Here is a 26,111-nt window from a genome sequence, read left to right on the forward strand (position 1 = left end):
TAATCTATGAGAGTAGTCCTCCTCCTTTTTAAGTCTTCAGCTTTAAAATTCACCATCGCAGCTACTGCAAGTCTGGTTTCCGGTATGTCACTGGCCGGGATTATTTCCTTTGTCAATGAAGCCATAAAGACTCAGATAGCCACCCCTGAAACCCTTATTCCTAAATTTTTAGGGACACTGGCCGTGTATGTAGGATCAAGTATTCTAGGTACCTATTTGATCACCTCATTGGGTCAGCAGGCTGTTCAGGACATGCGTCTTACCCTTAGCAATAAAATTCTTGATACCTCTTTCCATAAGCTGGAATATCAGACCAAGCGATTGTTTACTATACTCACAGACGACATCAATACCATTTCAAATATGATCACTAAGCTACCGTCGATTCTGACAAGCTTAACGACAGTGATCGGGTGTTTTGGGTATATGGCGATTATCTCCTGGCAATTATTCGGCATGTTTGTTGTCGTTTTTTTAATGGCCTTGCTTCTTTACAGGTTACCATTAAATTCTTATGGAGTAAGGATGCGGAAATCCAGAAACCATCAAAACATCCTCTTTGGTCACTTTGAAGGACTCATTTATGGCTTAAAAGAGCTGAGTATCAATAAGAAATTCAGGAGTCTTTACACGGAAGAAATTATCAAACCTGTAACAGAAGAGCAAAAAATTCACCAGGTAAAAGGAAAAACGATGATTGAGATTTTCTCAAAGTGGGGTGAAGTCATCCTATTCCTGGGGATTGGAGGGATTCTTATTCTGATTAAACAAACAGGAATTACAAGTTACGAAGTAATGCTTAGTTTCCTTACAGTAACCATATTTACCATTGCCCCACTTACCCGAGTGACAAGAATCCTTCCTCAGCTGCAGCGACTGGACATTTCTTTGGAGCAAATAGAAACTGCAGGCCTGGACCTGAAGAAAAATATTGTTAAAAAAAGAGATGAAAATCCTTTTATTCTGAATAATGAACCAATTATTTCATTTGATCAGGTTACTTACAGTTACTATCAGACAGATGAGGAGAAATATTTTAATCTGGGTCCTATCAACCTTGACATTAAAAAAGGCCAGATTACTTTTCTTATTGGAGGAAATGGTAGTGGCAAAAGTACGCTAGCTAAGGTCTTATGCGGGCTCTACCCTCCTCAGAGTGGTGAAGTAAGACATTTTGGAAAAAAAGTAGATGAATCAAACGTAGAAATTTACAGAGACCAGTTTAGCGCTATTTTTTCAGATTTTTACCTGTTTGATGACGTGATACACATTTCTGAAGAAGTTATTGAAGAAAAAGCCACTGAATACCTGAAACTTCTCGAACTGGATAAGAAAGTCAAGATAGTCAACAAAAAACTCACTACAACTAACTTATCCACCGGACAAAGAAAACGGCTTGCCCTACTCATTTCCTACCTGGAAGATAAGCCTATCTATTTATTTGATGAGTGGGCAGCAGGACTGGATCCTTATTACAAAAAAGTCTTCTACAAAAAACTTTTACCCGAATTAAAAGCACGTGGGAAAACCATTTTTGCGATTACTCACGATGAGTCCTATTTCGACTGTGCCGATGAAATCGTCATGCTGAAAGAAGGGAAACTACTTGAGTCTCATTTACTACATGACCAGCTCGTGGAGTTTTTTAATTAGTATTACAACATGCGGATACTTAAAAAACATGGGGTGGTCAATACTTTCCTTAGAGAACACCCAAGGCTTTATGACCTGTCTAGAAGAATAAAAGATGGCTTTGGCAAAGATTTAAAGGAATCCGGGAAAATTTTTCAAAGACTCTCTGATCACTTTGATGGAAAAGTGGAGTTCATTCAGGTTGGAGCAAACGATGGGCTAAGGTCAGATCCTTTAAGGGATTTTATAGTCAGAAATCCCTGGAGCGGAATTCTCATTGAGCCTATCCCCTATTCCTTTGAGAGACTTGTAAGAAACTATTCTTATCTCAACCGACCAGGCCTACATTTCGAGAATGCAGCCATTGGAAACCATGCTGCATCATTATCTTTTTGGTCTTTTAAAGAATCATACCTGACATCTCTAAAGACACAAGAAGCAGGTGACAGACTTAGGCGAAAGTCTTCATTTGAAAAGGATCATGTAGAAAAATTTGTACCGGAAGAAACATCGCCGGAAGCTGTTTTAGAAAAGATTGATATCCCGGTTGTTTCTCTCAAAAAGCTCATCGAAAAGCATCAGTTAAGTGCACCCATTCACCTCCTGGCAGTAGATGCTGAAGGGTATGATCAGGAGATTATTAAAGACACTTTAAAAAGTGGAATAGACCCTGTTGTGATTTTTTTTGAATCAGATCACATTCCTGATAGAGATAAATTCATGGGCTGGCTTCAAGAATCAGGCTATCTTCTCAAAGACATTGATAGAGATACTTTTGGAGTTAAACCTGATTATAGTCACTTGATCGACGGCCTGTAAGCTATCCCAAAATCAAGGTAAAGATTTCCTACATGATTTCCAGGCTCATAATACCAGTTAAACCGTGCGCTATAGCCTGCTTCCCCTGTCAAAACCCATCGTTTGATAAACCTTACAGCTTTTGCCGAAAAGGTATATTCCACATCAAAAGATCGGGCGCTATTTGCAACGAAATTAGCAAATGCAAAATCATCATTAAATCGTATACGCTGAGCAGATAACCCATACATACCTTGAGAGAAATAGTATGCCAATTCAGCATAATCACCATTTGCTCCTGGTCCGATATTAGCGCCAAGTATTTGGCCGTTATGCGTATAACCCTGCCGGGCTAAATGATGTGTATAGTAAGTAGGTGTAGCTGGCCTGAGTATTTCCAATCGAGTAGATCCTAATGTGGTGTGCTCATACGCGAGTTTAAATAAGTTGTCGTGTTTCGTTTCAATGTTTTTCACAAAACCTACTGTAAAGCCCCGGCTGTGCTCTGGCTCCTTAGCAAGAGATTTATAATTACTAAAATCATTTCGTGCAATCTCAAGATACGCCTCAAAGCCAACTTCGTGAAACCTCCACCTTAAGTTTGCTGCAGTCATTTGATCATAAACATCATTAACTACTCGCCCATTTAAGGAATCCTGGCTGCTGGAAAAGTAGGCGAACGAACGAAATAAGTCTCCAAAATCAAACGATTTAATATTCCAATCCCGATAATGAACACGGGCAATCCCCAGACTAAGTCCGTCTACAAACGATGGCCTGTAAGAGAATACTCCTCCATTAAAGTAACGCCGGTTATTATCCGGGTTCTCATCAAAATAATCTGACTCACTCATTATACCCCATAGCATCTTTATCTCAAAATCACCAATTTTAGTAGGTATTGGGGTATCCGTACCGATATCTATATGAGGAAACATTTCTCCATTGTTACTCATTAAAATAGGGTTGATACGAGCAGGGCCAAACACAATATTCTGGGTGGAAACACCCAAAGTCCAGTGCTTATAGATTACTCTTAAGTCAGACTGTCCCCAATTGAATCTTGCAAATGGACTATCTCCATATCGTTGTACCCAGTCTATCCTCGAGTTGAACTGATAACTGTAAAGAGTATCATTTATCCCCCGGTTGGGTCGATGGAAATCAGCATTTTGGGAAAAGTAAACTACCGGGGCAAACGTATAGTGGAAAAGGCCTATATTCCCTTTTACTCCGAAGTTTAGCTGGCTATTAAAACCTTTCCCTTTCCAAACCGGACCATCATTGACTCCTCTTGGATACTTGGAGTTATAATTGACTGAAATGGATGCTGGTAAAATATGAAAAGAATGTTTTCCGTCAGGAAATAACCAAAATTGATCACTCCAGGTGTTCCACTCAGAGACCGAATCCTCCTCAAAAGGCGAAAGATTGGATTCTCTTAAAAATATCTTCCGGTTTTCCGATCTGTTTTCTAGCTGATATACCTCAAAATAATCAGATAAGTGCGAACCTGGAACTAAGACTTGTGTCCTGGCTTCATTAATAATTAAACCGATTACTACTGCTAGAAGATATTTTCTCATCATTAAAATCCTACTTAAAAGTTGCAAATTGACGGTGCTTTGGAAGCAACCAATAGTCATGGCCCATATTTCTGAAACCAGACAGGATAGACTCTGTAGAAATAAACATAAATTCATTACCTGTTTGAGACTTAACCTCATCTATTTTTTCCAGCTTCAATATGATGACTGAATCACTTTCAATATCCTCTAAGGGCCCATTATAAACTATTGGGTCAATACCCTTCTCCTGTAAAAACTTTATTATGAAGTCAGAATCCTCCAATACAATCACCTTTTTACCGGACAGTGCCATCAAAATTGCTGGTATATCGGATACCAGTCCTTTATCATTTCTAAGAATAAAAGCTTGACCCTTACCCAACTTCTGCAAAATATCTGACGCTCCGTCATGGACATCCGTGGGCTCATTAAGCACTATAGGATAAATATCACCCAGTCCAGTCCTTCCCTTATTAAAAAGATGAATGAAACCATACCTTAGGACAGACCTGATATACCCTATCAGACTCAGAAAAACGGCTAATGGTTTGAATGGCCGAAAGGTACCACCTCCTTTCTTTAATGACTTTAGGATAACACCAAAATCTTTGTAGGTGCCCGGCAAATGAATGACTGCTGGTGAGGTTTTGGTTAGTTTATTTTTAAACTTCCCCTCAACTTTATCGAAAGTCAGGTCTTTAAGCACATTCTGATAAGCCACAAGTCTCAGAGCTTTCAGTAATTTCCGCTCATATTTGAAAACCAGGTAATCCTGAAGCCAGTTCAGTTTTGGCCATATAGCAGCGTGCATTCTTCCTCCGCTACATCCCATCAATTCCTGAAAAGCATCTAGCCCTAAAGTGAATTCAGGATCAAAAACACCTGCTTTATAATCTGCGTAATATCGGCTGTACACACTTTGATCTGACCGGATCTGTTCCAATTGCTCATCATCTGAATAATTAATCCCATAACAGTAGGAAAGTTCGTCCATTAACTTTTTTAATGACCTCACTCGTCCAATGAATGACCCGGAATTGAGATAGTGATATACAGTGTTTTTGATCCGCGGATAAAACCGCCAGTAAAATCCTGAAAGATTTCGGTTCCTAAAATAGTAGTTAGCCTCGCCCGAAAAAACAATATCTAAACCAAACCGATCAAAGGTTTCAAGAAGCTCCTTTCCTGGAGCATTAATTACAACGTCAAATGCATCAACAACAAGTAATACATCATCATTTTCAAGGCTGGAACTATGAAGGTAATCATTCAAGAGGCGCAGTTTAAAAGCATTTCTGATCCATTTTTCACCAACTCCTAACACCTCCAAAACGAGGTTATGGTCCTTGCAGGATTCTTCCAAATTCACTATACGATCATCTAAACTATCAGCAAAGGTTATCACCCTGAGCCCCATTTCAATTCTATTTTTTGATCACTTGCTTGAAAACCTTGTAAAGGTATTCCTTAATCCTTGATAGATTTGCATTTGCAAAACTTTAAAATCTCAACCATTTCCCACTGATGGATACATCCAATTGTAGCCTCAGTGAAACTCAAAGAGAAACCATGGCTTTTAGAACAGTACTTGGATTGGCGACATATCTTAGACCTCAAATGCTGAGAGAGACCCTAAAATCTCTGATAGCACTCGAATTGAATGAATCATGGGAGCTGATCCTGGTATTGGTTGATAATGATAAAGAGGAGAGTGCCCGGCAGGTTTTTGAAGAAATGAAACCTCAGCTTAGCTTCTCATCTAAATATATTGTCCAGCAGGAGCGAGGAATTGTAAATGCCAGAAACAGTGTGTTGGATGAAGCTATCAATCTGAGTGCAGAATATATAGCTTTCATTGACGATGATGAGGTAGTTCCACCTGAGTGGTTCAGGCTCTTGAGTGAGAACCTGATAAAGTATAATGCTGATGTCGCTCAGGGAAGTTGTAAAAGAGTATTACCTGAAAACGCTCCCTACTGGATTGAAAAAGGAAGATTTTTCAACCCAAGAAACTACCCTACCGGTAAGGTAAGAAAGTCTGCAAGTACGAACAATGTCCTCTTTAATATTAGATTAATTAAGGAAATGAACTTAAGATTTCACCCGTATCTAAACCTAACAGGATCAAGCGACTCTTTTTTCTTTTCTGAAGCTCATTCAAAAGGTGCTAAGATCGTATGGGTAGAAGAAGCTTATGTCAAAGAAACCGTTCCCCACTCCAGAGCTAACTTTAAGTGGGTCGTAAAAAGAGCCTATCGTTCCGGAAACTCTTTCATGGCCAGGGTGTATTTAAAGCAAGAAGAAACTAGTATTGGGTTACGACTAACCAGGTATGTCACCAGGCACCTTGTTTCTTCACTATTCGAGCTCTTTAGTTGTCCTTTTCGAGGAAAAGCAGCTTTTGTGAGAGCAATGACAAATGCAAGCCAGGGTGTCGGGGCCACAGCCTATGTATTTGGCCACAGTTATAAAGAATACAAAACCATTCATGGCCATTAATGCATGAAACGAGTATCTCAAATCCTTCGCTACCTTCATTTATGTTTTTTAGGAGGGCTTTTCGTAAGGTATTCAAATAAAAAAACAAGAGATAAAAAGGTCTTTTTTACCCTCACCTCCACCCCATCCCGCATCAGCAAGTTGAAACCAACTATCCTCTCCTTACTTGACCAGACAGTCCCACCAGATCAAATCATCATCAATGTTCCTGAAATTTCTAAAAAAGGTGAGAAATATGTGATCCCCCGATTCCTGGAAAAAATGAAGAAAGTCAGGGTTAACCGGGTAAAAAAAGACCTTGGACCTGCTACCAAGCTCCTACCCACTTTGAAACTTGAAGATATAGCCAACGATGATTGGATCATTGTACTGGATGACGATCAGGTTTACCCAAAAAGACTTGTAGAAACTTATCTCAAAAACGAAAAACAGTTTCCCAACCACGTTATGACTCTTTGTGGCTGGCGCATACCTCCTGAGATGTTACACAATCGAAAACGTACCAAAAAAGGAGCAGGCATTAAGTTCAAAGAACCCCATCCGAATATCAAGGAGCCAACTCCCGTAGAGATCGTTCAGGGTGCCTCCTCATATGCCGTGAAAAAAAGCTATTTTACGGATGACATCTTTGATTATAAAGGTGCACCAAAGGCTGCATTTTTTGCTGATGATATCTGGACCAGCGGACACCTGGCTAAGAATAAGATCCCACGAGTGGTAATCATTGGAGATTTTGCTTTCTACCGCATGCATTCGATCAAACACATGGGCGATACCGGCCTAAGGTACTCAGTGAATGCTGACAATAAGAATAATAATGAGCTTTACCACTACTTTGACGAGTACTGGAAACTTTACAATTAATCACCCTGGTAGATCGCCAATTGCCTTTCGAAACAATTTTCCCACGTGAGGTTTTCAGCATAACCTCTGGCTTTTTTTCTGATGGCCCCTTTATCCTTGGTCTTTTGAAACTCCAGTACTGCATTTGCAAGGGCCTCTGGGGTCATTTCATCAAGGATGATTCCTGCTCCTGACCGATCTATGTGCTCATAAGCCGCTCCATCATTGGCCGCAATTAACGGAAGCCCGGAACTCAAAGATTCCAACAGTGAAAGCCCAAAAGTCTCCCACCTACTCAATGCAAATCCAAGATCCGCACTGGCATAAAATTTAGCCATAACCTCCTTCTCCTTAATAAAGCCATAAAAGTGAACGTGTTCAAACTTTTCAGCAGCATTCCTGGCTAGACGCTCATAAGGGCCCATCCCTGCTATCACCAGCGCAGGCTCCATGTCTAGCTTTTCACACATCAATGGGTATGCCTCTACCAAAATATCCAATCCCTTTTCCTTACTAAAGCGGTGGGGAAAAAAGAGTAAAAGCTGATTTCCACCCTTCTTATATTTTTTAATGAGCTGCTCATCTCGATTGTTTGGATGAAACAAGCTCTTGTTTACACCCAAGGGTAGAAAATGGACATTATGCAGCCCGTTTTCAATCATCCGCTTCATAACCAACTCACTACTCACCATGATCCCACTCATCTGATTGTAATGCTTCCGCGCATGTTTCCATGCCAACTCTTCCCCAAAATCTCCAAGTTTCCGGGCCGCAGGATCAAGGAACCGCTTCACATAGGTCACAGGAAAGTCTGCATGCCAAAACCCAAACATTTTTGCTTTCAAATTATTCCTTTGAACGATCTTACGAACGATACGCGGCATAAAATACGGCGAGCCAATTTCTATGACCCCCGGGTCTATTCGCTTCAAAATGGGCTCCAGAGGTTTGGTTTTGGTAAGATATCGGTATTCCCAGTTACCCATGACCTTAGGCACTTTCAGGTGCTCGATGTAAGCGTGCTCTCCGATCTGCTCGGTATAGGTGGAAGAATCATGCATCACAAACCGGTACTCCACATCTGTTCTGTCCTTGTAAAACTCCATCTTCTCCAGGTGATACCTGCGTACACCCCCTCCTGAAGGGCTCCAGAAATTATTGCAGTCTACTACTTTAAACATAGATCATTTTCAAAACGACACGCTCGGTTCATCAAAATAAATGCATTTTTGCAGGAGTAGAGACAACCTGATGCTAAACCGATGGCAAAGATTACGATAATTCAGTTAGTAACCCCCAACATTGACGATTATGCCAGGTACAGTGTAGCTTCCGTTCGTAAATATGCTTTAAAGCATCGTTATCAATACTTTGTTCAGCGCTCAAAGACACTGGAAGACCTGCACATCAACTGGACAAAAATCGATATCCTAAAAAAAGCCCTGTCTGAAGCTCCAAAAGGAAACGATTCTTTTGTTGTATTGCTGGATGCTGACACAGTGATCATGGATCCTGAGAGAAACATTGAGTTCTTTATTGATAAATTCAAAAAAGAAAATACGGCCATATACATGGCGGCTGACACACCCTTCCGGATCGATTTTAAGAAAAAACCTAATGCCGGGTTTATCATTGTCCGTAATGACGAAACCGGACGGTCCATCATAGACCAGTGGATACATGCCGCTTACAATGAAGGCAAGCAGTACAACGATACACATCCGCGCAATCAGCTGGTTTACTGGAACTGCGTAGAGCCTAAGGTAAAAGATAAACAGGTAGTCCTTCCCAGGTATTACTTCCACAAACCACTTTGGTGGGTCCCTAAACCTCCCAAAAACCTCAGGTTTCTCTACCATGTCACCTCAACAGGAGGAAATACTCGTGCTGACCTGATGAAAGCTTATTATGAAAAAGCCTGGAATGATCCCAAAAATCTTGATGAAGTAGAAACTATACTGAATAAACATCAGCAAGGTTTTGCATTAGTCCTTTGAACCTAAGCGCTGGTAGGTATCAAAGAGCTCTCCGCACAGACTCCTCCAGCTTTGTTTCGTCGCATAAGCGATAGCATTTTGTTGAAGCTCTTTATACAGCTCCTTGTCACCCAGGACCTGAACAATCTTATCATAGAAAGCCTGCTCATTTCGAGGCTCTATTAAAAATCCCCTCTTGCCATTCTCTACAATGTCAGTTGGCCCTCCTGCATTCGCAGCTATTACCGGCAAACCGGAAGCCAAAGCTTCCAGGACTACATTCCCAAATGTCTCTGTCACAGATGGGAAAATAAACAGATCACAAGATGCATAGACCCGGGCTAGCTCTTCATCTTTTTTCATTCCCATAAAAATCGCGTTAGGCATTTTTTTCTCCATCCGCTCACGATCGGGTCCATCACCCGTGATGATGAGTTTTAAGTTTTGCTTTTTAGCTTCTATTAATTCGTAGAGTCTGATAAGCGTATCTGTTTCCTTTTCCTTAACTAACCTACTGACAAACAATATCTTGCGATCACCAGTTGAAATCTTACCATCCCAAAAATGGTCATCATGAAACCGATAATTAAACCGGGTCATATCCACCCCACGACCCCATATTTTTATTTTCTCTTCATCAACCCCTACACTTTTCAGGTAATCACACATGGTTTTCGTTGGAGCAAAAATCGCATCGCTATCATGGTAAAACCCAAAGTAGCCTTTGTTTAGTATCCAATTGGCAATTCGCTTAGATCCAGGTATCCAACCAAAGTAATAATCCGTATAGGTTGGGAAGTGAGTATGGTAAATGGTTGTTACAGGCTTGCCATGCTTTTTCGCATACTTTATGGCATATTTTCCCAAAAAGGAAGGTGACGTCCAATGGACAATGTCAGGGTCAAAATTGCTTAAGATCTCCGGAAGATGCTTCATTTTCCGTGGCAATGCCAACCGATACCCTTTATTCATATCCAGATTCAGGTAGGGACACCTATGCACCGGAAACCCAATGTCATTTTTTGGTGGATGTGGTGTAATAAAAATAGGCTCAATCTCATCTTTAGGAATACGCTTTATGATCTGATGAACTGTGTTGCTCACACCGTCAAAGTGCTCCTCCATCACGTCCACAAAAAAAGCTACTTTTATTTTTCGCATATCAGTTAACGAAGTTAATGTATCGACTAACAAAACCGCTATTTTTATTCAAACAAGGCACTTTTCGCATAGACTTTAAATTCAAAAGCTGGCAATAAAAGACTTGGTTTACTGAAAATGCACTCTCAATTTTCCGAATTCAACTGCCATTTTCGTATCCTTTAACCTTTCAAATCGTTTACTTATCAAATTTTTCTAAATACTTTTGCAATTCGTTTAGGGGTATGACCTCTTTTTTCTGACATTAAGGTATTATGAGTAGTAAACTTAGGAATAGATTCAGCAGTTATTGCGAACCACAAAAGGTAAAAGCGCAACAAGTATACCCTTTTTTCAGAGAGATCCAGTCTGAACAGGGAACTGAAGTGATGGTCGGAGGAAAGAAGGTCCTGATGTTCGGATCGAACAGCTACCTCGGTTTGACCACACACCCAAAAGTTAAAGAAGCTGCAGAAAATGCTTTAAGAAAATACGGAACCAGCGTGGCAGGTTCCCGATTCCTTAATGGTACCAGTGACCTGCACGTGGAGTTAGAGCATAGACTTGCCAAGTTCTTAGATAAAGAAGCTGTGCTTTTATTCAGTACTGGTTTCCAGGTAAACATTGGTGTGATCCCTACGATCACCCGGAAAAATGATGTCATTCTGCTGGATCGACTGGATCATGCATCCATTTTTGAAGGAGCTAAACTTTCACAAGCTCAGACTGTGATGTTCCGTCATAACGACATGAACTCCCTGGAGCGAAAGCTGAAAATGATCCAGAATGTAGACTTTAAACTCATAATTGTAGATGGCATCTTCAGCATGGAAGGTGACATTGCAAATCTGCCTGAAATCGTACAGTTGGCTGAAAAGTATGGCGCAACGGTCATGAGTGACTGTGCTCATGCCATTGGCGTAATTGGCGATCATGGATCAGGCACTCCATCACATTTCGGACTAAACGACAAAGTAGATATCATCAGTGGTACATTTAGCAAATCCCTTGCCTCATTAGGAGGTTTCGTAGGAGCCGATGCTGACACCATAAATTATATGAAGCATCACGCTAAATCCATGATCTTCTCAGCAAGTATTACCCCTGCGTCTGTTGCATCGGCACTTGCTGCACTGGATATTATTGAAAATGATGATTCTCACCGACAAAGACTTTGGGAAAATACACATTATGCCTTTGCTCGTCTTAAGGAACTTGGTTTTGATACCGGAGCATCTACCACTCCGATCATCCCAATCTATGTAAGAGACGACATTAAAACTTATCAGTTAACTACCCGACTGTTGGAAAAAGGCGTTTTTGTAAATCCTGTAGTATCTCCTGGTGTATCTCCTGAGGATTCACTCATCAGGTTCTCGATCATGGCTACTCATACTAAAGAACAAATTGATCGGGCTGTTGGGATCCTTTATGAGGCAGCCAAAGAGATTGACTTACTGGTAGCAGCATAAAATATCCTTCCATTGCGAATTCTTGTAACGGGAGCAAATGGCTTTCTGGGGAGTCATATTATTGAAAAGGCTACCAGGAAAGGCTTTGAAATTTATGCAGGCATACGACAGGGAGCAGATTTGGCTAATCTGGATGGCTTAGTCGGGTATACACTTTTGACCCTCAATTACCAGGACCAGGATCAAGTAGTTAACCTCCTCTCTCAAAAAGGGCCATTTGACCTGATCATTCATAATGTCGGGGTAACCAAATCCTTCTCATTAGACAAATACCTGAATGTCAATGTAGGGATAACTGAGAAACTTACCCGATGGGTCAAAGAAACCAAAGCCCTGACCTCTGAGGGAAAATTTGTCTACATCTCATCCATGGCAGCACGTGGACCAGTTGGAAACCATGGACCTGCCTCCAATTACGGGGAGAGCAAGCTTAAAGCTGAAGGGGTGATCCAAAAATCCGGGCTGAATTACATGATTTACCGACCCACCGGAATCTACGGCGCCAGGGACATCCAGTTTTTGCCTCTTATTAAGTCTGTAAAACTTGGCATTTACCCTCTAATGACCTCTACAAGGCATAAAATGACCCTTATAAATGCCCGGGACGTAGCTGAAAATGTTTTAGAACTTTCTCAAAAGCATAAAAACAAAATTGTTCATTTGGATGACGGTAACGTCTATCAACATTCCGACCTAAAATCCAATCTGGAAAGGTTAACAGGAAGAAAAAGCTTTTCACTATTCCTGCCAGGACCGGTAGTGCTCTTTTTCTTATTCTTCTCAGATCTGCTCAATCGCACACTTAATCGCACTCCGGCAGTTTCCATCGAACAATACAAAGAAATATCCGGGGACTGGGATTTTGACTTTACTGAGGAAAGAAAAAATATACCTTTAACCATAGGATACCCCCTTTATGAAGGTTTTAAGGATGCTTTAACCTATTATCGCACAAAGAAATTACTCTAGATGACGCTCACTATACAGGAAATTACCACAGACAAACAGCTCAAAAAATTCATCAACTTTCCAAACAAGATCTATAAGGGCAACCCCAATTACGTCCCTCCCATTGTGAGTTTTGAAGTCAGCTCGCTCTCCAGGAAGAAAAACCCGGCCTTTGAATATTGTGAAGCATGCTACTGGCTGGCATATAGGGATAATGAAATCGTGGGAAGAATTGCAGGAATAATCCATGGTATGGAGGTAAAGGAAAAGCCTGTAGCCCGATTCGGTTGGATTGATTTTATTGATGATGCGGAGGTTTTTGACCTCCTGATTGATACGGTAATTGAATGGACCAGGTCCAAAAACCTGGAAGCCATCCATGGCCCTATGGGGTTCACAGACCTGGATTTTGAAGGGACACTGATCGGCGGGTTTGATCAGCTGGCTACTCAAGCCACCATTTACAATGCCCCTTACTATCAAACTCACTTTGAAAGACGCGGATTCACCAAGGCTGTGGATTGGGTGGAGGTCCGTGGAAATGTACCTAAAGAGCTTCCTAAACGCCTTGTACGAACTGCCTCCCTGGTATCTTCCCGGTTTAAGCTGGAAGTAAAGCAATTCAGGAAAAGTAAAGAACTTTTAAAGTACGGACAGGGCGTTTTTGACGTCCTCAATGCCGCCTATAGTGATCTATATGGATACTATCCTTTAAGTCAGAAACAAATCGATTATTACATAGATCAATACTTTGGCTTTATTCGTAAGGAGTTTGTAACAATCATTGTAAATGATGAAGACGAAGTGGTTGGTTTTGCTGTTTCGTTACCTTCCCTTTCCAGGGCATTCCAAAAAGCAAAGGGATCATTATTCCCTTTTGGGTTCATCCACGTCCTAAGAGCATTTAAAAGCAATAAGCATGTAGATATGTTCCTCATCGGTGTTAGCCCGAAATACCAAAAGCTTGGCGCAAACGTCCTTATTTTTCATGAAATGCTAAGGAACTACATCGATAAAGGGGTAGAATATGTTTCTACCGGACCCATGCTGGAAGACAACTGGGGCGTATTAAATTTGTGGAATGAGTATCAGGATCACCTGGATGAGATCAGTATCCGCAGAAGGTGTTTTATAAAAAATATTTGACTATGAGTAAGTGGGCATTGATCATTGGTGGATCAAGTGGTATGGGCTTGGCAACAGCCAAAAAGCTGGCAGAAAATGCGTTTAAAGTAATTTGTATCCATAGAGATCGTCGGTCAGCAGCAGAAGCTTTCCACTCACAGATTGCAGAATATGGCAAACAAATCATACCATTAAATTTTGATGCCACCAACGACGAAAAAATAGATCAGCAATTAGAAATAATCAAAGAAAAGCTACGTGGTGATAAAGTGAATGTAATGGTCCACAGTCTGTCACGTGGGAACCTGAAACCCCTTTTTTCCAAGGAAAATCCATCCCTCAGCGATCAGGATATGACCCTGACTTTTGAGGCAATGGCCCTCAACCTGCTGACCTGGACACGTAAGCTTTTTGAAAATGATCTATTTTCAGATCCGTCACGGGTGATTTCCCTTACATCTGCCGGTAGCGAAAAGGCCTGGGAAGGATATGCCGCAGTGGGTGTAGCTAAAGCAGCATTGGAAACCATCACAAAATACATGGCCGTAGAATTATCCAAATTCGGAGTGAGTTGCAACACAATCAATGCCGGAATTACGGATACACCTTCACTGAACATCATCCCGGGAAGTGATAAGCTAAAGGCAAAGGCTACCGCAAACAACCCTTATAAGCGCCTCACAAAACCCGAAGATGTGGCCAACGTTATTTACCTGCTAACACTTCCTGAAGCTGACTGGATCAATGGCAGCCTGATCCATGTAGATGGAGGAGAACACTTAACAGGATGACCGGTAAAGAGATCATAACAAAACTACCCTACCAGCAACCATTTTTGTTTGTTGATGATATCACTGAAATCAGTGAAGAAGGAAGTAGAGGTACATACAAGATAAAAGAAGATGAATATTTTTTTGAGGGGCACTTTCCAGGAAATCCTGTAACTCCCGGTGTAATTATTCTGGAGATCATGGCTCAGGTTGGATTGGTTTCACTGGGTATTTTCCTGACAAGGGACAATACCAATGAAGATATCATGCCTTTTTTCTCCTCAGCCAACGTAGATTTTCTAGCCCCTGCCAGTCCGGGAGATATTCTGGAGGTGAGCTCTAAAAAAGTCTATTTCCGGTTCAATAAATTAAAATGTACCGTAGAGTGCAAGAACCTTACTACCGGAAAATTGGTTTGCAAAGGAGAGTTATCCGGGATGATGGTCAAAACTGACTAATCTTACCGTAAAGATCATATTTATCAAATACGGCTTTTAACTGAGCATCATTACCTTCTTCCAATCTGAGTATGCTCTTCGAATGTTCATTGTTTTATGCTATGGGGAGCAAGTATAATACTTCACCGACAACCTGGGTAAAAATAGCATTTTAATCCAGTGACGGGTTTATTAAGGTTAGATTTAATACCATTTCTTGTAGCAAATAAATAGATTGCACGTTATTCTTACAAACTAATTCAAATTTAGACTTGGGTCGTTTAAATAAAAGAGTAGTAATTACCGGACTAGGAATTATTGCACCTAATGCTTTAGGGGTATCGAATTTTCTATCAGCAATAAAAACAGGTAAATCTGGCATACAATTTTGGGATGAACTAAAGGAGCTAAACTTCAAGTGTCAGATAGGAGGGAAACCTTTATTAACTGATGAATATAAATCTCAAAATCTACCGGATTTCATTGCCAGGAAAATGGAAAATAATGCCGTAATATATGCCTGCCTGTCCGGTTTGGAAGCCTGGAAGGATGCCGGATTTTCAATCAATGAAAATGAAGTTAGTCCCCATGAAGGGATCATTATGGGTTCGGGAGCTCATGGACTTGATACATTTATTGGATCAAAGCTCAATTTAATAGATCAGGGCAATCACAGAAGGTTAGGTTCCCGATCTATTCCCGAAGCTATGAGTAGCGGAGCTGCAGCCTTTCTGAATAGCATCATTGGTTTTGGTGGACGAATCCTTTCTAACAGTTCGGCCTGTATTACAGGCAGTGAGGCTATTCTACAGGGTTTTGAACTCATCCAGTCAGGAAAGATGGAAAGAATGCTGTGTGGTAGTACGGAAGGTGATGGGAGATATATTTGGGGAGGCTTTGATGCCATGAGAGTTTTATGTAGTGATTCGAATGATAATCCCATCAGGGGTTCAAGGCCAATGAGTTCTGATAGTTCCGGATTTGTGCCAGGTGGAGGGTCTGGGTCACTTGTACTGGAATCTCTCGAAAGCGCTCAGGAAAGAGGAGCTAAAATCTATGCTGAAATCCTGGGAGGAGAGATAAACACTGGAGGACAACGCAATGGTGGTACGATGACTGCCCCTAATTCAGTGGCTGTAGTCAATTGCATTAGGTCAGCTATAGAACATAGCGATATAACACCCGAAGAAATAGACCTGATATCAGGACACCTCACCTCCACAAAAGGAGACCCTATTGAAGTTGAAAACTGGAAAACAGCCCTGAATCTGCCTTTTGAGGACTTCCCTTATATAAATACGCCAAAATCCATGATTGGGCATTGTATCGCAGGTGCGGGGTCCATTGAACTAGTAGCTTGTGCGCTTCAACTTTATCACGGATTTATTCACCCCAACTTAAACGTAGAAAATATTCACCCCGAAATTGAAAAACTGATACCTTTGCAAAAAATTCCAAACCAGAAGATTGATTCTGACGTTCAGACAATCATAAAATCAAACTTTGGTTTTGGTGATTTAAATTGTTGTATAGTATTTAGAAAGTGGAATAACGATAATGGATAGAAATAGAGTAAAAGAGGAACTGATTCAAATCATTGACCCTTATATCCAGGAAAAAGGTCTGTTGCAAGATCTATCTGAAAATTCGAACCTTATTAACGACCTTAAAATAAATTCAGCTCATATCGTTGATATTGTACTGGATATTGAAGAGAAGTATGATATTATGATTGATGATGATGCTATAGCACAGATGAGCACTGTAGGCGAGTCTATAGATATCATTCTGGAAAAGCAAACAGAGAATTAATACTTCCTGATATACCAGATAAACCATTATTTATGCATTTTTCTAAATTCTTATTGATTTTTCTGGTCATTGCAGCCTGCTCTTCCGGCAATCAAAACAAAGAAGAAGAATTATCTACAAAGACAGATTCTATTCCCTCTACTCCCCAGGCATTTAGCTACTCACTCCTGTTTGGGACAGTAGATAGCCAGGCAAAGGTCTATGTGAATGGTGAGGAGATCCCCAACCTGGACCTTAAAAACAAAAAGAATGAGTCTACAAGGATAGGTTTAGACCCTTACCTTCTGGAGGGAAAAAACACAATTAAAATTGAACTTTACAACGGAGTTGGGAATCTGGCATTTGATAAGAGGTGGGAGATATACTATGAACTTTATAGGGGAAAAGAGCCTATCGACTTTGCTCATGAAAAGTCAGGTGATGGCCAACAAGGGCTTGTCTTTGAAAATACTCACGAAATCATGGTAGATAAATCCGCCATTTAACAAGATTTAGCATTTGATCGGGATTGACATTATAGACTTAAAGGACCCACTGTTAAAGTCAAGAGAAGGGGCTTTAAGGTTTATTCAGCACCCTAATGATCAGTACCCAGAAAGTGAAGTCACCTTTTGGTTACTCTGGACAGCCAAAGAAGCTGTTTTCAAAACAAAAAGGGAAGTAAAGCCCTTTGACCCCAAGCTCATACAGGTAAACATCTATAAGTCCGGTGAGCAACTATTATTTTCTTCCGGGAAAGCAGCAGGAGAAATAAAGTCAGACCGGGAAAAAGTACTGGCAATAGCTGAAGCTACTTCAGGAACCATTTCATATGAAATACGTGAGCGTAAAAAAGATGACACTTCGGCAGAAATCCGTGAAGTTATTAAAGCATTTTTCCTGGAAAAGAAATCATTGGAAATGAATGTATCCACCGATACTAAAGGATTACCAATGCTGGATTACAGGAAAATCCCCATCAGTATCTCTCATCATGGAAGATTCCTTGCATTTGCATACCCGGATTTCTAATCCGTAGCAGCTAATGAAAAGAAATCAGAATCGCAATTTACCGGGACTCACTAGATCCAGCTTAAAAAGAGCCTATACCTCTCGCCATCAGAATAGCTAATAGTGGTATAATAAACAGCAAAAAAACCTCTATACGAACCATATTCCTTATGGTTGCGGGAACTTCAACTGAATCAGCGCCTGCCTTTCGGCTTTTCATAAAAAAGACAGTAGGCCAGATGGAGAGTATCCCAATAGTTAGAAACAAAAATACTTTGAGGTGAAAAATCCAATTATGGGAGTAAAATAACGCCGGCTTTCCCACGCCAAGCCACATAACAAACCCGGCTCCAAGCGTTACTATCGCCCCGAACCCATAAAGACCGTCTACTTTGGCAAGTAGATTTACCTCTGCCCCACTAAGCTTCTTCTTCAACAAGAAGACTTCAGCGACCAAACTTCCCACCACACAAAAAATACCGATGAAATGTATATACCGAAATAGAATAAACAGATCCATGAACTGAGAAATATTTTTATCAAAACCAATCAATTCACCTTTGGTTCATCTTGTGATATTAAACAAATCCTATAAGTTTACATAAACTAAATGATTCAAGGTTTTGAAACTACTCTCATATTTAGGTTTTTCTGCTGTTTGTATGGCACTTCTCTATAGCGCTACATATTTTATAGAACCCGAAGAGTCCGTTTTAAGTCATGATGCCACAGATCCTGATCTTTTTTTAGGGAATGCAAAGGTTTATGCAGTGGAGCATGCTTACGACAGGAGCCTGATGCACTTGAGAGAAGCTATAGAGGCTGTCCGGGAAATTGAACAGGAACTTGATGAGGAAAGTCAACAAACCATTGACGAAGCTATCGGTAAACTAGAGATGATCCACGATGAGCTAATGAACGATTCACTTAATTTTGATGATATGAATGAGGCTTTCATTAGTGTATTGAATGCCCTGACATTTGCTGAGATCAAGGTTTCTGAACATTTCATAGAATCACACGAACAAGGGAAAGCCCAGCTGGCTTTAAAATATGGTAGACTCCACATCAAAAATGCCTTGAAGTATGCAAAAGGGGAGACACGTAATTACGAAATCCAGCTTTATGAGGAAATAGACTCACTTATGCAAAGTGAAGGCCTTTCAGATGAAGAAATGGTCTTCCATCTCGAACATATGCTCGCCGAACTAGATACATTAGTAAAGTAACAGAACTTATTTTCTCCCGTTTATGGGTCAAAAAGAGGATATACTTAAACGTATTAAATCCAGTACTGATAGCCGCGTCAAATTTGCTATCGTAGACATTGATGGTGTCCTGAGAGGCAAGATCATGCATAAAGAAAAATTTCTTGATGCTGCAACCTCAGAATTGGGCTTCTGTGATGTGATTTTTGGATGGGATGTGGCTGACAATGCCTATGACAATGTGAAGGTCACCGGGTGGCATACGGGCTACCCGGATGCCAAAGCATCTATTGACCTGGTTACGCTGAGAAATATCCCCTGGGAAGAAAACATTCCATTCGTTCTTGGGGATTTTTCTGGTACAGATCACCCTGCCTGCCCAAGGACCCTATTGAAAAAGGTAATTGCTAAAACCACAAAACTTGGGTTTCAGTCAAAATTTGCCGAGGAATTTGAATGGTTTAACTTCAAAGAAGACGGCCAGTCTCTGTCTGACAAAGGACACGTGTCACCCACTCCCCTCACTCCAGGGATGTTTGGCTACTCTGTACTTCGAGCTGCTCAGAACAGTGAGTTTTTCAATGACCTTTTTGTGATGCTCGAGCAGTTTGGAATACCTCTGGAAGGCATCCATACCGAAACCGGACCCGGAGTATACGAAGCATGTATTCGTTATTCTGACACTTTGGAAGCTGCAGACCGGGCAGCCCTGTTTAAATCAGCTGTAAAAGAAATTGCCTCTAAATACGGGCTCACTGCCAGTTTTATGGCCAAATGGAATGAAAACCTGCCAGGCTGTAGCGGTCACCTGCATCAAAGCCTTTGGAAGGGTAAAAAGAATGTTTTTTTCGATGAGAAGAAAAAAACCAGAATATCCTCTACCCTGGAAAGCTATATCGCAGGCCAACTAAAATGTCTTCCTGAAATTCTTCCTATGTATGCACCCACGATCAATAGCTATAAGCGACTGGTGGAGGGCGCCTGGGCACCCACAACACTGACCTGGGGTATCGATAACCGAACTACGGCCCTTAGGGTGATCAACTTTAACGAAGATGCAATGCGGCTGGAAACCAGGGTGCCCGGATCAGATGCTAACCCCTATTTGTCTATGGCCGCTGCTCTGGCATCAGGTATTTACGGAATTGAAAATAAACTGAAACTGGACGTAAAACCAACCGAAGGAAACGGTTACAAAAATACCGAAAATGGCACCTTGCCAAAGGACCTTTTTGAAGCCACCGGGAAAATGAAAAAAAGCTCAATAGCTAAAAACCTTTTCGGAAAAGAATTTGTAGACCACTTTACCAAAACCCGTGAATGGGAATGCCGTCAGTATAGGAAAGCCGTCACTGATTGGGAACTTAAGCGATATTTCGAAATTATTTAAAGCATGTACCAGGTAATTGATTTTATAAAAATCATAGAGGATGCATGGTGTGAGTATGATAGTTCCAGAGAGATACGAACTATTGAAGACATCAGTGCCAAAGTATCCACCAATCACGTCTATAGGATCAGATTTGAAGACGATGGGATCATCATTGCAAAGCTCTCTTATTTTGGGAAGTTTGAGCACTTCTACGAAGATCATTCTATTATCAACTCACTCTCAAACAACCTACCAACTCCTTTTGAGAATTTTCTGGCTAAGTCGTTAACCAAGTACGGACAGCTCTTCACCTATCGTCACCAGGATAGTATTCTGGATGCCTGGGTGGTGTTTTATAATCCGATAAACATTGACCAAAAGCCAGCAAAAAAGCAAAACGAAGGGCAAATAGCTATTCTTGGGGAAGAGCTGGCTAAATTTCATAAGGCTTGTCGCACAGTAAAAAATACACTCCCTCCCACTTTCAAGCAAACCACGCACGACATAGACCATCTCAGGGAAATTCTGGAAACGGAACACGGTCAGTTTGAACACAGAGGTCATATCGATACCATCAAAAAACAATGCGACCTTTTTGTTGAAAACTGCGAGAAGATCGGAGTAGATAAGCTTGAGTCAATCCCTGTCTTTGTAGATTGGAACATTGGTAACTTTTCCGTAACCAAAGATTATCGTTTCTACAGTCGATGGGACTATGACTGGTTCAGAATGAGTACCCGGGTGATGGACTTCTATTTTTTCAGTAGGGTGTGTTCCACCATCGGTGACAGAACAGCATTCAGCTATCTGCTGGACCCACTGGAAGAAGATCGTTTTTTGATCTTTTTAAAATCCTATCATAATATCTATCCATTGACAGTCCAGGAAGTAAAAATCATCAAAGAGACATACAGGTTTTTTATTTTAAATTATGTCATCAAAGATGGCAGGTACTTTTTTAATGAACTCTATGCTTCCAGGCTACAGCGAGAGGCATATGAGGTTTACTTCCCACAGGTTGAGAAGTTCAATGAGGATAAAATTTTAAAAGCGCTTAACCTTTAATAATGGAAATTACTCCTTTCAAATCCATAGTCACTAAATACAGGACAGTATTCTTTGATGCATTTGGGGTTTTAAAAAATCACAAAGGCCTGATCCCCGGAGTGATTAACACCTTTAAGTTCTTGAAGGACAACGACATAGATTATTTTATCATTACCAATGATGCCTCACGGGGACCTGAAGAGCTGGCCCAGGCTTACCGGGAGCAAGGCCTCAGGGAAGTCAACCAAAGCAAGATTATTTCTTCCGGAATGCTGGCCAAGGAATACCTAAAACTTAAAGTAAAATCCGGAACCATTGCCTATCTGGGGACTGGCAGATCTGCCCATTACATTGAAACACTTGGCCTCAAAACCATATCCATTGCTGACCTGGACCTACAGGACGGACACGATATAAGTGCGGTGGTTTTTCTTGATGATGAAGGGTTTGACTGGTACCATGATATCAACAAAGTGGTAAACCTCCTCCGTCAGCAAAATATTCCCACCATAGTATGTAACACGGATAAATCCTACCCCGTATCCAGGCACGAAGTTGCGGTCGCCATTGGAAGTATCGCCAATATGGTAGAAAACATTATCGGAAAACAGTTTATCAGGTTTGGTAAACCTGATGCTCAGATGTTCATCTTTGCATATGAACACAGTGTGGGAAAAGGGGGCTCAGACGAGAAGGATAAAATTCTGATGGTTGGTGATACACTAACAACCGACATTTTAGGTGGAAACAAATTTGGGTTGGATACCGTACTGGTTCTGAGTGGTAATACACTGCCCAATCAAGCTGAAATGCGGGTAAATACCTCCGGGATCATCCCGACTTATGTTTGTGATTCGGTGGCTATACAGTAATATACCCCCAAACCAGACGCTACTTTTACGTTTATATAAGGGGTAAATTTATCTATAAAGCCTTATTTGCTTTGGAAACCCCTGAAATCATACGAAAGATCATTCATGTAGACATGGATGCATTTTATGCTTCTGTGGAGCAGCATGATTATCCAGAATATCGTGGAAGACCAATAGCCGTAGGTGGAAATAAAGAACGCGGCGTAGTGGCAGCTGCAAGCTATGAAGCTCGAAAATTTGGTGTGAAATCAGCTATGCCTTCGGCTATCGCAGCAAGGCAGTGTCCCAACCTGATCTTCGTTAAGCCCCGGTTTGAGCGTTATCGGGAGGTTTCCAATGTTATTCGTTCTATCTTTTTAGAGTACACAGATCTGGTAGAACCACTCAGCCTGGATGAGGCATATCTTGATGTTACTGAAAACAGGATTGGGTTAAACTCTGCAACTTTGATTGCCAGAGAGATCAAAAGCAAAATAAAAGACCAGACCGGATTAACAGCTTCTGCAGGGATCTCGTACAATAAGTTTCTGGCTAAAACAGCATCGGATGTAAAGAAACCTGACGGACTCTTTGTAATCCTCCCACAGGAGGCGGACGAATACCTGAGAAAAATGCCGATCAGCCAGTTTCACGGAATTGGTAAAGCCACTGCTGAAAAAATGAGAAATGCGGGCATATTTACCGGCGCAGATTTAAGGAAAAAATCTCTGGAAGACCTGAGGCTTCGTTTTGGTAAGTCCGGCAGTTACTATTATGACATCTGTCGTGGGGTCGATACCAGGGCTGTGAAACCCAACCGGGAACGCAAGTCGATCAGTGCAGAAAACACCTTTGATCACAACATCATGAAGCTGGATGAAGTAAGGTCAGAACTTCATCGGATAGCAGAAACAACCTACAGGAGATATGCACAAAAAGAAAAGTCAGGTAAAACAATAACCATCAAAGTGAAATACGGAGACTTTAAGCAAATCACCAGAAGCCACTCTGAAGAAAAACCGATCACAACTTTGCCCGAACTCAAAAGCAACATAGATAACCTCATAGACCCTTCCCTTTTAAGAGACGAAGGTATCAGGCTACTGGGGGTAGGGATCTCTAATTTTCAAAAACCACCCTCCTTTCAGGAAATTCAGCTGACTTTAAAATTCTAACTTACCACATGGGCCTTTTGGTCTTTACCCGCAAGCATGCCCTTGTCTTCCATTGCTTTAAAGATCACATCTACAATTTCTTTATCACTTAAGGTATGTACATTGATCAACAGATCAAACAAAGTATGCTCATACTTCACCCCAGACAGATGTTCCATCCACCGTATCCTGTTTTCATCAAAATGGCTCACCAGCATTTCAGCTTCTTTCATGTCAAGTGACATACTCCTGCCTATATGCTGAGCCCGTACACTCAAAGGCGCCATCAGACGCACTCTTAATGCATTTTGCATCTCCTGGGTCAAAAGACCCCCTCCACGACCTATAATGATCACATGCCCTTTAGTTGCATAGGTCTTTATGACCTCTTTCACCTTATTCAGAATTACCCTGTCCGAAACGCTGTAGTGATGATCAAACGATTGAAAGATATTATTGACCGTATCAGAAGAATGCTGTAAGATCCGCTGATCTACCTCCGTAGGCTTAAGACCAAGCTCCCTCGCAGACTCATCAATTATTTCTTTGCTGATATACCTCCACCGCGGGTTACTTTGCCAGGATGGAAAATCATTTAACCGCTGGATCAGCAAACCGGCTATTCGATTCGCCTCACAACCATACTCCCGGGATAAAGTAACGACAGGCCCTTCGGATTGGCTACCCGCCCTTACTTTATCCCGTTCTTCAAAATATTTTTTAAGATCGATTTTCATAAGTACCTCCTTTTATGCTCCTATAAGTTAGAATACGTGTAAAACAGAAATTATGATTTAGATCATGCTGAATGACATTTTGAAATTAAAATACCGATCGGTATATTTGCAGTATGAGAAACCCGGAACTTACTAAAAACCTGATCATCACCAGGGCAATGTCCATCTTTAACACAAAGGGATATCGGGCCACATCACTTTCAGACATTACCAAAGCGACCGGGATTACCAAAGGCGCCATCTACGGAAATTTTGAGAACAAAGATGCCGTAGCAGTTGCCGCTTTTGATTATGCTGTAAACATGGTTCTGAAAGACTTAAAGGAAAGGATAAGGGAGCAGCCCTCAGCTCCTTTAAAGCTTAAAGCAATCATTAAGTATTATGAAAAATATATTAATAAACCACCGATAGAGGGTGGATGCCCAATAATAAATACGGCAGTAGAAGCTGATGACACCCACCCCCTGTTAAGAGAAAAGGTAATAAACACCATCGCTATGATTAAAAACTCCCTGCGAAAAATCGTGCAACGAGGAATAGACGAGGGACAGATCAGGGAGGGGGTAGACTCAGAACTGTATGCCACCATGCTATATGCCACCATAGAGGGAGCTATCCTGATGGCCAGAGTGGAAGGAACCAACGAATCTTACAGTGCCATAAAAAAAGGACTGGAAATGCAGATCGATGCAATAAGCTTATAATTTTTTTAATTATTAAAATACCAATTGGTATATTATGGAAAATAAAATCACTACAGCCAGAACTCAAAATCAACTAAATGGCAAGGCTAAAGGCCACCCTGCCAGGACCAACTGGAAAATAGAGTTGCTCAAAAAGGGTTTGCACACACTGCAGCACATATCTCCCCGAAAAACCTCGGAGATCATCTGGCATCAGTTTACCAAACCGGGGAAGTCCAGGTTTACGCCAGCCCAGCTATCACTGATTGAAAAAGCTGAAATCACAGAGTCCAGCTATTTAGGCCATAAGGTGATCCATTACAAATGGGGCTCGTCCGGCCCGAAAGTTTTACTGAGCCATGGGTGGCGCTCAAAAATTGCGGATTTCAGGCGGATGATCGAAGAATTTGTAGCCCAGGGATTTGTGGTGGAAGGAATCGACATGAAAGCTCATGGACAGTCGGAAGGCAGGCATACAGCTTTACCGGAATTTCGTGATATCCTCAAAAATCACTACGTAAAATCAGGCCCTTACCATACGGTAATAGGTTACTCACTGGGTGGTCTTACAGCTGGTCTGGTCCTGACGGAAATCACTCCGGCCATACACCCAAAAAATCTCATTTTGATCTCAGCTCCCCCTTATGTTCGTTACTTCTTCTATGATACCATAAAAGAATTTGGCTTTAAAGACGAGGTATACGAAGAGATGTGCGAGCTTGTAGAAAAATATTATAAGCAAAAGGTTGATTACTTTGACCTCCGTGACAAATCTGACCAACTGAAGAATGTTTCGATTCATCTGATATATGACGAAGACGATGAGACCGTACCTTTCCTGCGGGGCACGGAGCTTAAGGAGGCATTATCAAAAAGTGAATTCGTACAAACCAAAGGCCTGGGGCACAACAAGATCCTGAAAGCTCCGGAAATAATCGGGTATATCTCCAGGCTTATTTCCATTCAGCCAGATGTATCAGTGAAAAGACATTAGCGGATTTTTTTTGAGCATGACTTAAACTCCCTTGCTATATTTGAAAGTAAAAAGT

General features: G+C 41.2%; 27 protein-coding genes. 21 read left to right on the forward strand and 6 right to left on the reverse strand.

Translation table 11 applies throughout. The annotated features are described in order from the left end of the window. The first annotated feature begins 6 nt into the window (after positions 1-6). Both AC3E9V_RS17280 and AC3E9V_RS17285 read left to right on the forward strand, forming a co-directional pair. On the forward strand, positions 7-1,653 hold the full coding sequence (locus AC3E9V_RS17280) for a cyclic peptide export ABC transporter (protein WP_488749394.1): 1,647 nt from the start codon (positions 7-9) through the stop codon (positions 1,651-1,653). Between the two features lie 9 nt (positions 1,654-1,662). Beyond that, positions 1,663-2,451, forward strand: coding sequence for an FkbM family methyltransferase (locus tag AC3E9V_RS17285; RefSeq protein ID WP_488749395.1), 789 nt, complete (start codon positions 1,663-1,665; stop codon positions 2,449-2,451). Here AC3E9V_RS17285 and AC3E9V_RS17290 read toward each other — a convergent pair. Further along, complete coding sequence (locus tag AC3E9V_RS17290) at positions 2,430-4,019, reverse strand: capsule assembly Wzi family protein (protein WP_488749396.1); 1,590 nt, start codon at positions 4,017-4,019, stop codon at positions 2,430-2,432. The two genes, AC3E9V_RS17285 and AC3E9V_RS17290, sit on opposite strands and share 22 nt — an antisense overlap. A 7-nt stretch (positions 4,020-4,026) precedes the next feature. Beyond that, positions 4,027-5,415 carry a glycosyltransferase domain-containing protein gene (locus AC3E9V_RS17295; RefSeq protein ID WP_488749397.1) on the reverse strand — a complete coding sequence of 463 codons (1,389 nt, stop codon included), beginning with the start codon at positions 5,413-5,415 and terminating at the stop codon, positions 4,027-4,029. 107 nt (positions 5,416-5,522) lie between these two features. Here AC3E9V_RS17295 and AC3E9V_RS17300 point away from each other — a divergent pair, with 107 nt between their 5' ends. Further along, positions 5,523-6,497: a glycosyltransferase family 2 protein gene (locus AC3E9V_RS17300; RefSeq protein ID WP_488749398.1), complete on the forward strand. Its 975-nt coding sequence runs from the start codon at positions 5,523-5,525 to the stop codon at positions 6,495-6,497. Positions 6,498-6,500: 3 nt separating this feature from the next. Beyond that, entirely contained in the window at positions 6,501-7,361 is an 861-nt protein-coding gene (locus AC3E9V_RS17305) for a glycosyltransferase family A protein (RefSeq protein WP_488749399.1), read from the forward strand. Here AC3E9V_RS17305 and AC3E9V_RS17310 read toward each other — a convergent pair. After that, a complete protein-coding gene (locus tag AC3E9V_RS17310; RefSeq protein WP_488749400.1) occupies positions 7,358-8,521 on the reverse strand; it encodes a glycosyltransferase in 1,164 nt (387 codons plus the stop codon). The two genes, AC3E9V_RS17305 and AC3E9V_RS17310, sit on opposite strands and share 4 nt — an antisense overlap. Positions 8,522-8,602: 81 nt before the next feature. Here AC3E9V_RS17310 and AC3E9V_RS17315 point away from each other — a divergent pair, with 81 nt between their 5' ends. Beyond that, positions 8,603-9,337, forward strand: coding sequence for a glycosyltransferase family protein (locus AC3E9V_RS17315; RefSeq protein WP_488749401.1), 735 nt, complete (start codon positions 8,603-8,605; stop codon positions 9,335-9,337). Here AC3E9V_RS17315 and AC3E9V_RS17320 read toward each other — a convergent pair. Next, positions 9,326-10,477 (reverse strand): glycosyltransferase family 4 protein, encoded by a 1,152-nt coding sequence (locus tag AC3E9V_RS17320; protein ID WP_488749402.1) that lies wholly within the window; start codon positions 10,475-10,477, stop codon positions 9,326-9,328. The two genes, AC3E9V_RS17315 and AC3E9V_RS17320, sit on opposite strands and share 12 nt — an antisense overlap. Before the next feature lie 254 nt (positions 10,478-10,731). Between AC3E9V_RS17320 and AC3E9V_RS17325 the strand changes: the two genes are divergently transcribed. From AC3E9V_RS17325 to AC3E9V_RS17365, 9 genes are all read left to right on the forward strand, one after another. Next, on the forward strand, positions 10,732-11,928 hold the full coding sequence (locus AC3E9V_RS17325) for an aminotransferase class I/II-fold pyridoxal phosphate-dependent enzyme (protein ID WP_488749403.1): 1,197 nt from the start codon (positions 10,732-10,734) through the stop codon (positions 11,926-11,928). 12 nt (positions 11,929-11,940) lie between these two features. After that, complete coding sequence (locus AC3E9V_RS17330; protein WP_488749404.1) at positions 11,941-12,897, forward strand: NAD-dependent epimerase/dehydratase family protein; 957 nt, start codon at positions 11,941-11,943, stop codon at positions 12,895-12,897. Beyond that, positions 12,898-14,022 (forward strand): hypothetical protein, encoded by a 1,125-nt coding sequence (locus AC3E9V_RS17335; protein ID WP_488749405.1) that lies wholly within the window; start codon positions 12,898-12,900, stop codon positions 14,020-14,022. It begins immediately after the preceding gene. Positions 14,023-14,024: 2 nt separating this feature from the next. Beyond that, positions 14,025-14,792, forward strand: coding sequence for an SDR family oxidoreductase (locus AC3E9V_RS17340; RefSeq protein WP_488749406.1), 768 nt, complete (start codon positions 14,025-14,027; stop codon positions 14,790-14,792). Continuing rightward, positions 14,789-15,229, forward strand: coding sequence for a 3-hydroxyacyl-ACP dehydratase FabZ family protein (locus AC3E9V_RS17345; protein ID WP_488749407.1), 441 nt, complete (start codon positions 14,789-14,791; stop codon positions 15,227-15,229). The genes AC3E9V_RS17340 and AC3E9V_RS17345 overlap by 4 nt, the downstream gene beginning before the upstream one ends. A 251-nt stretch (positions 15,230-15,480) precedes the next feature. Continuing rightward, the gene (locus AC3E9V_RS17350) at positions 15,481-16,773 is read left to right on the forward strand and encodes a beta-ketoacyl-[acyl-carrier-protein] synthase family protein (RefSeq protein ID WP_488749408.1); all 1,293 of its coding nucleotides are present in this window, start codon (positions 15,481-15,483) and stop codon (positions 16,771-16,773) included. Continuing rightward, complete coding sequence (locus tag AC3E9V_RS17355) at positions 16,766-17,020, forward strand: acyl carrier protein (protein ID WP_488749409.1); 255 nt, start codon at positions 16,766-16,768, stop codon at positions 17,018-17,020. Before AC3E9V_RS17350 ends, AC3E9V_RS17355 begins: the two co-directional genes overlap by 8 nt. 32 nt (positions 17,021-17,052) lie before the next feature. Further along, on the forward strand, positions 17,053-17,505 hold the full coding sequence (locus tag AC3E9V_RS17360) for a cellulose biosynthesis cyclic di-GMP-binding regulatory protein BcsB (RefSeq protein WP_488749410.1): 453 nt from the start codon (positions 17,053-17,055) through the stop codon (positions 17,503-17,505). A gap of 13 nt (positions 17,506-17,518) precedes the next feature. Continuing rightward, positions 17,519-18,031 carry a 4'-phosphopantetheinyl transferase family protein gene (locus AC3E9V_RS17365; protein WP_488749411.1) on the forward strand — a complete coding sequence of 171 codons (513 nt, stop codon included), beginning with the start codon at positions 17,519-17,521 and terminating at the stop codon, positions 18,029-18,031. Between the two features lie 61 nt (positions 18,032-18,092). Here AC3E9V_RS17365 and AC3E9V_RS17370 read toward each other — a convergent pair whose 3' ends face one another. After that, positions 18,093-18,563: a DUF2214 family protein gene (locus AC3E9V_RS17370; RefSeq protein WP_488749412.1), complete on the reverse strand. Its 471-nt coding sequence runs from the start codon at positions 18,561-18,563 to the stop codon at positions 18,093-18,095. A 109-nt stretch (positions 18,564-18,672) separates the two neighbouring features. Here AC3E9V_RS17370 and AC3E9V_RS17375 point away from each other — a divergent pair, with 109 nt between their 5' ends. From AC3E9V_RS17375 to dinB, 5 genes are all read left to right on the forward strand, one after another. Then, positions 18,673-19,239, forward strand: coding sequence for a hypothetical protein (locus tag AC3E9V_RS17375; RefSeq protein ID WP_488749413.1), 567 nt, complete (start codon positions 18,673-18,675; stop codon positions 19,237-19,239). Positions 19,240-19,261: 22 nt separating this feature from the next. Beyond that, on the forward strand, positions 19,262-20,608 hold the full coding sequence (locus AC3E9V_RS17380) for a glutamine synthetase family protein (RefSeq protein WP_488749414.1): 1,347 nt from the start codon (positions 19,262-19,264) through the stop codon (positions 20,606-20,608). A gap of 3 nt (positions 20,609-20,611) precedes the next feature. After that, entirely contained in the window at positions 20,612-21,655 is a 1,044-nt protein-coding gene (locus tag AC3E9V_RS17385; protein WP_488749415.1) for an aminoglycoside phosphotransferase/kinase family protein, read from the forward strand. Positions 21,656-21,657: 2 nt separating this feature from the next. Further along, positions 21,658-22,509, forward strand: a complete 852-nt coding sequence (locus AC3E9V_RS17390) for an HAD-IIA family hydrolase (RefSeq protein WP_488749416.1) — start codon at positions 21,658-21,660, stop codon at positions 22,507-22,509. Between the two features lie 71 nt (positions 22,510-22,580). Further along, on the forward strand, positions 22,581-23,663 hold the full coding sequence (gene dinB, locus AC3E9V_RS17395) for a DNA polymerase IV (RefSeq protein ID WP_488749417.1): 1,083 nt from the start codon (positions 22,581-22,583) through the stop codon (positions 23,661-23,663). On the opposite strand, the gene AC3E9V_RS17400 is transcribed toward dinB, so the two are convergent. Beyond that, entirely contained in the window at positions 23,660-24,379 is a 720-nt protein-coding gene (locus AC3E9V_RS17400; RefSeq protein WP_488749418.1) for a cytidylate kinase-like family protein, read from the reverse strand. The genes dinB and AC3E9V_RS17400 overlap by 4 nt on opposite strands. Before the next feature lie 113 nt (positions 24,380-24,492). Here AC3E9V_RS17400 and AC3E9V_RS17405 point away from each other — a divergent pair, with 113 nt between their 5' ends. Both AC3E9V_RS17405 and AC3E9V_RS17410 read left to right on the forward strand, forming a co-directional pair. Further along, on the forward strand, positions 24,493-25,083 hold the full coding sequence (locus AC3E9V_RS17405) for a TetR/AcrR family transcriptional regulator (protein WP_488749419.1): 591 nt from the start codon (positions 24,493-24,495) through the stop codon (positions 25,081-25,083). Positions 25,084-25,117: 34 nt separating this feature from the next. After that, positions 25,118-26,056 carry an alpha/beta fold hydrolase gene (locus AC3E9V_RS17410; protein ID WP_488749420.1) on the forward strand — a complete coding sequence of 313 codons (939 nt, stop codon included), beginning with the start codon at positions 25,118-25,120 and terminating at the stop codon, positions 26,054-26,056. Positions 26,057-26,111: the final 55 nt, after the last annotated feature.

The organism is Marinoscillum sp. HNIBRBA16962 (genome assembly GCF_057801515.1).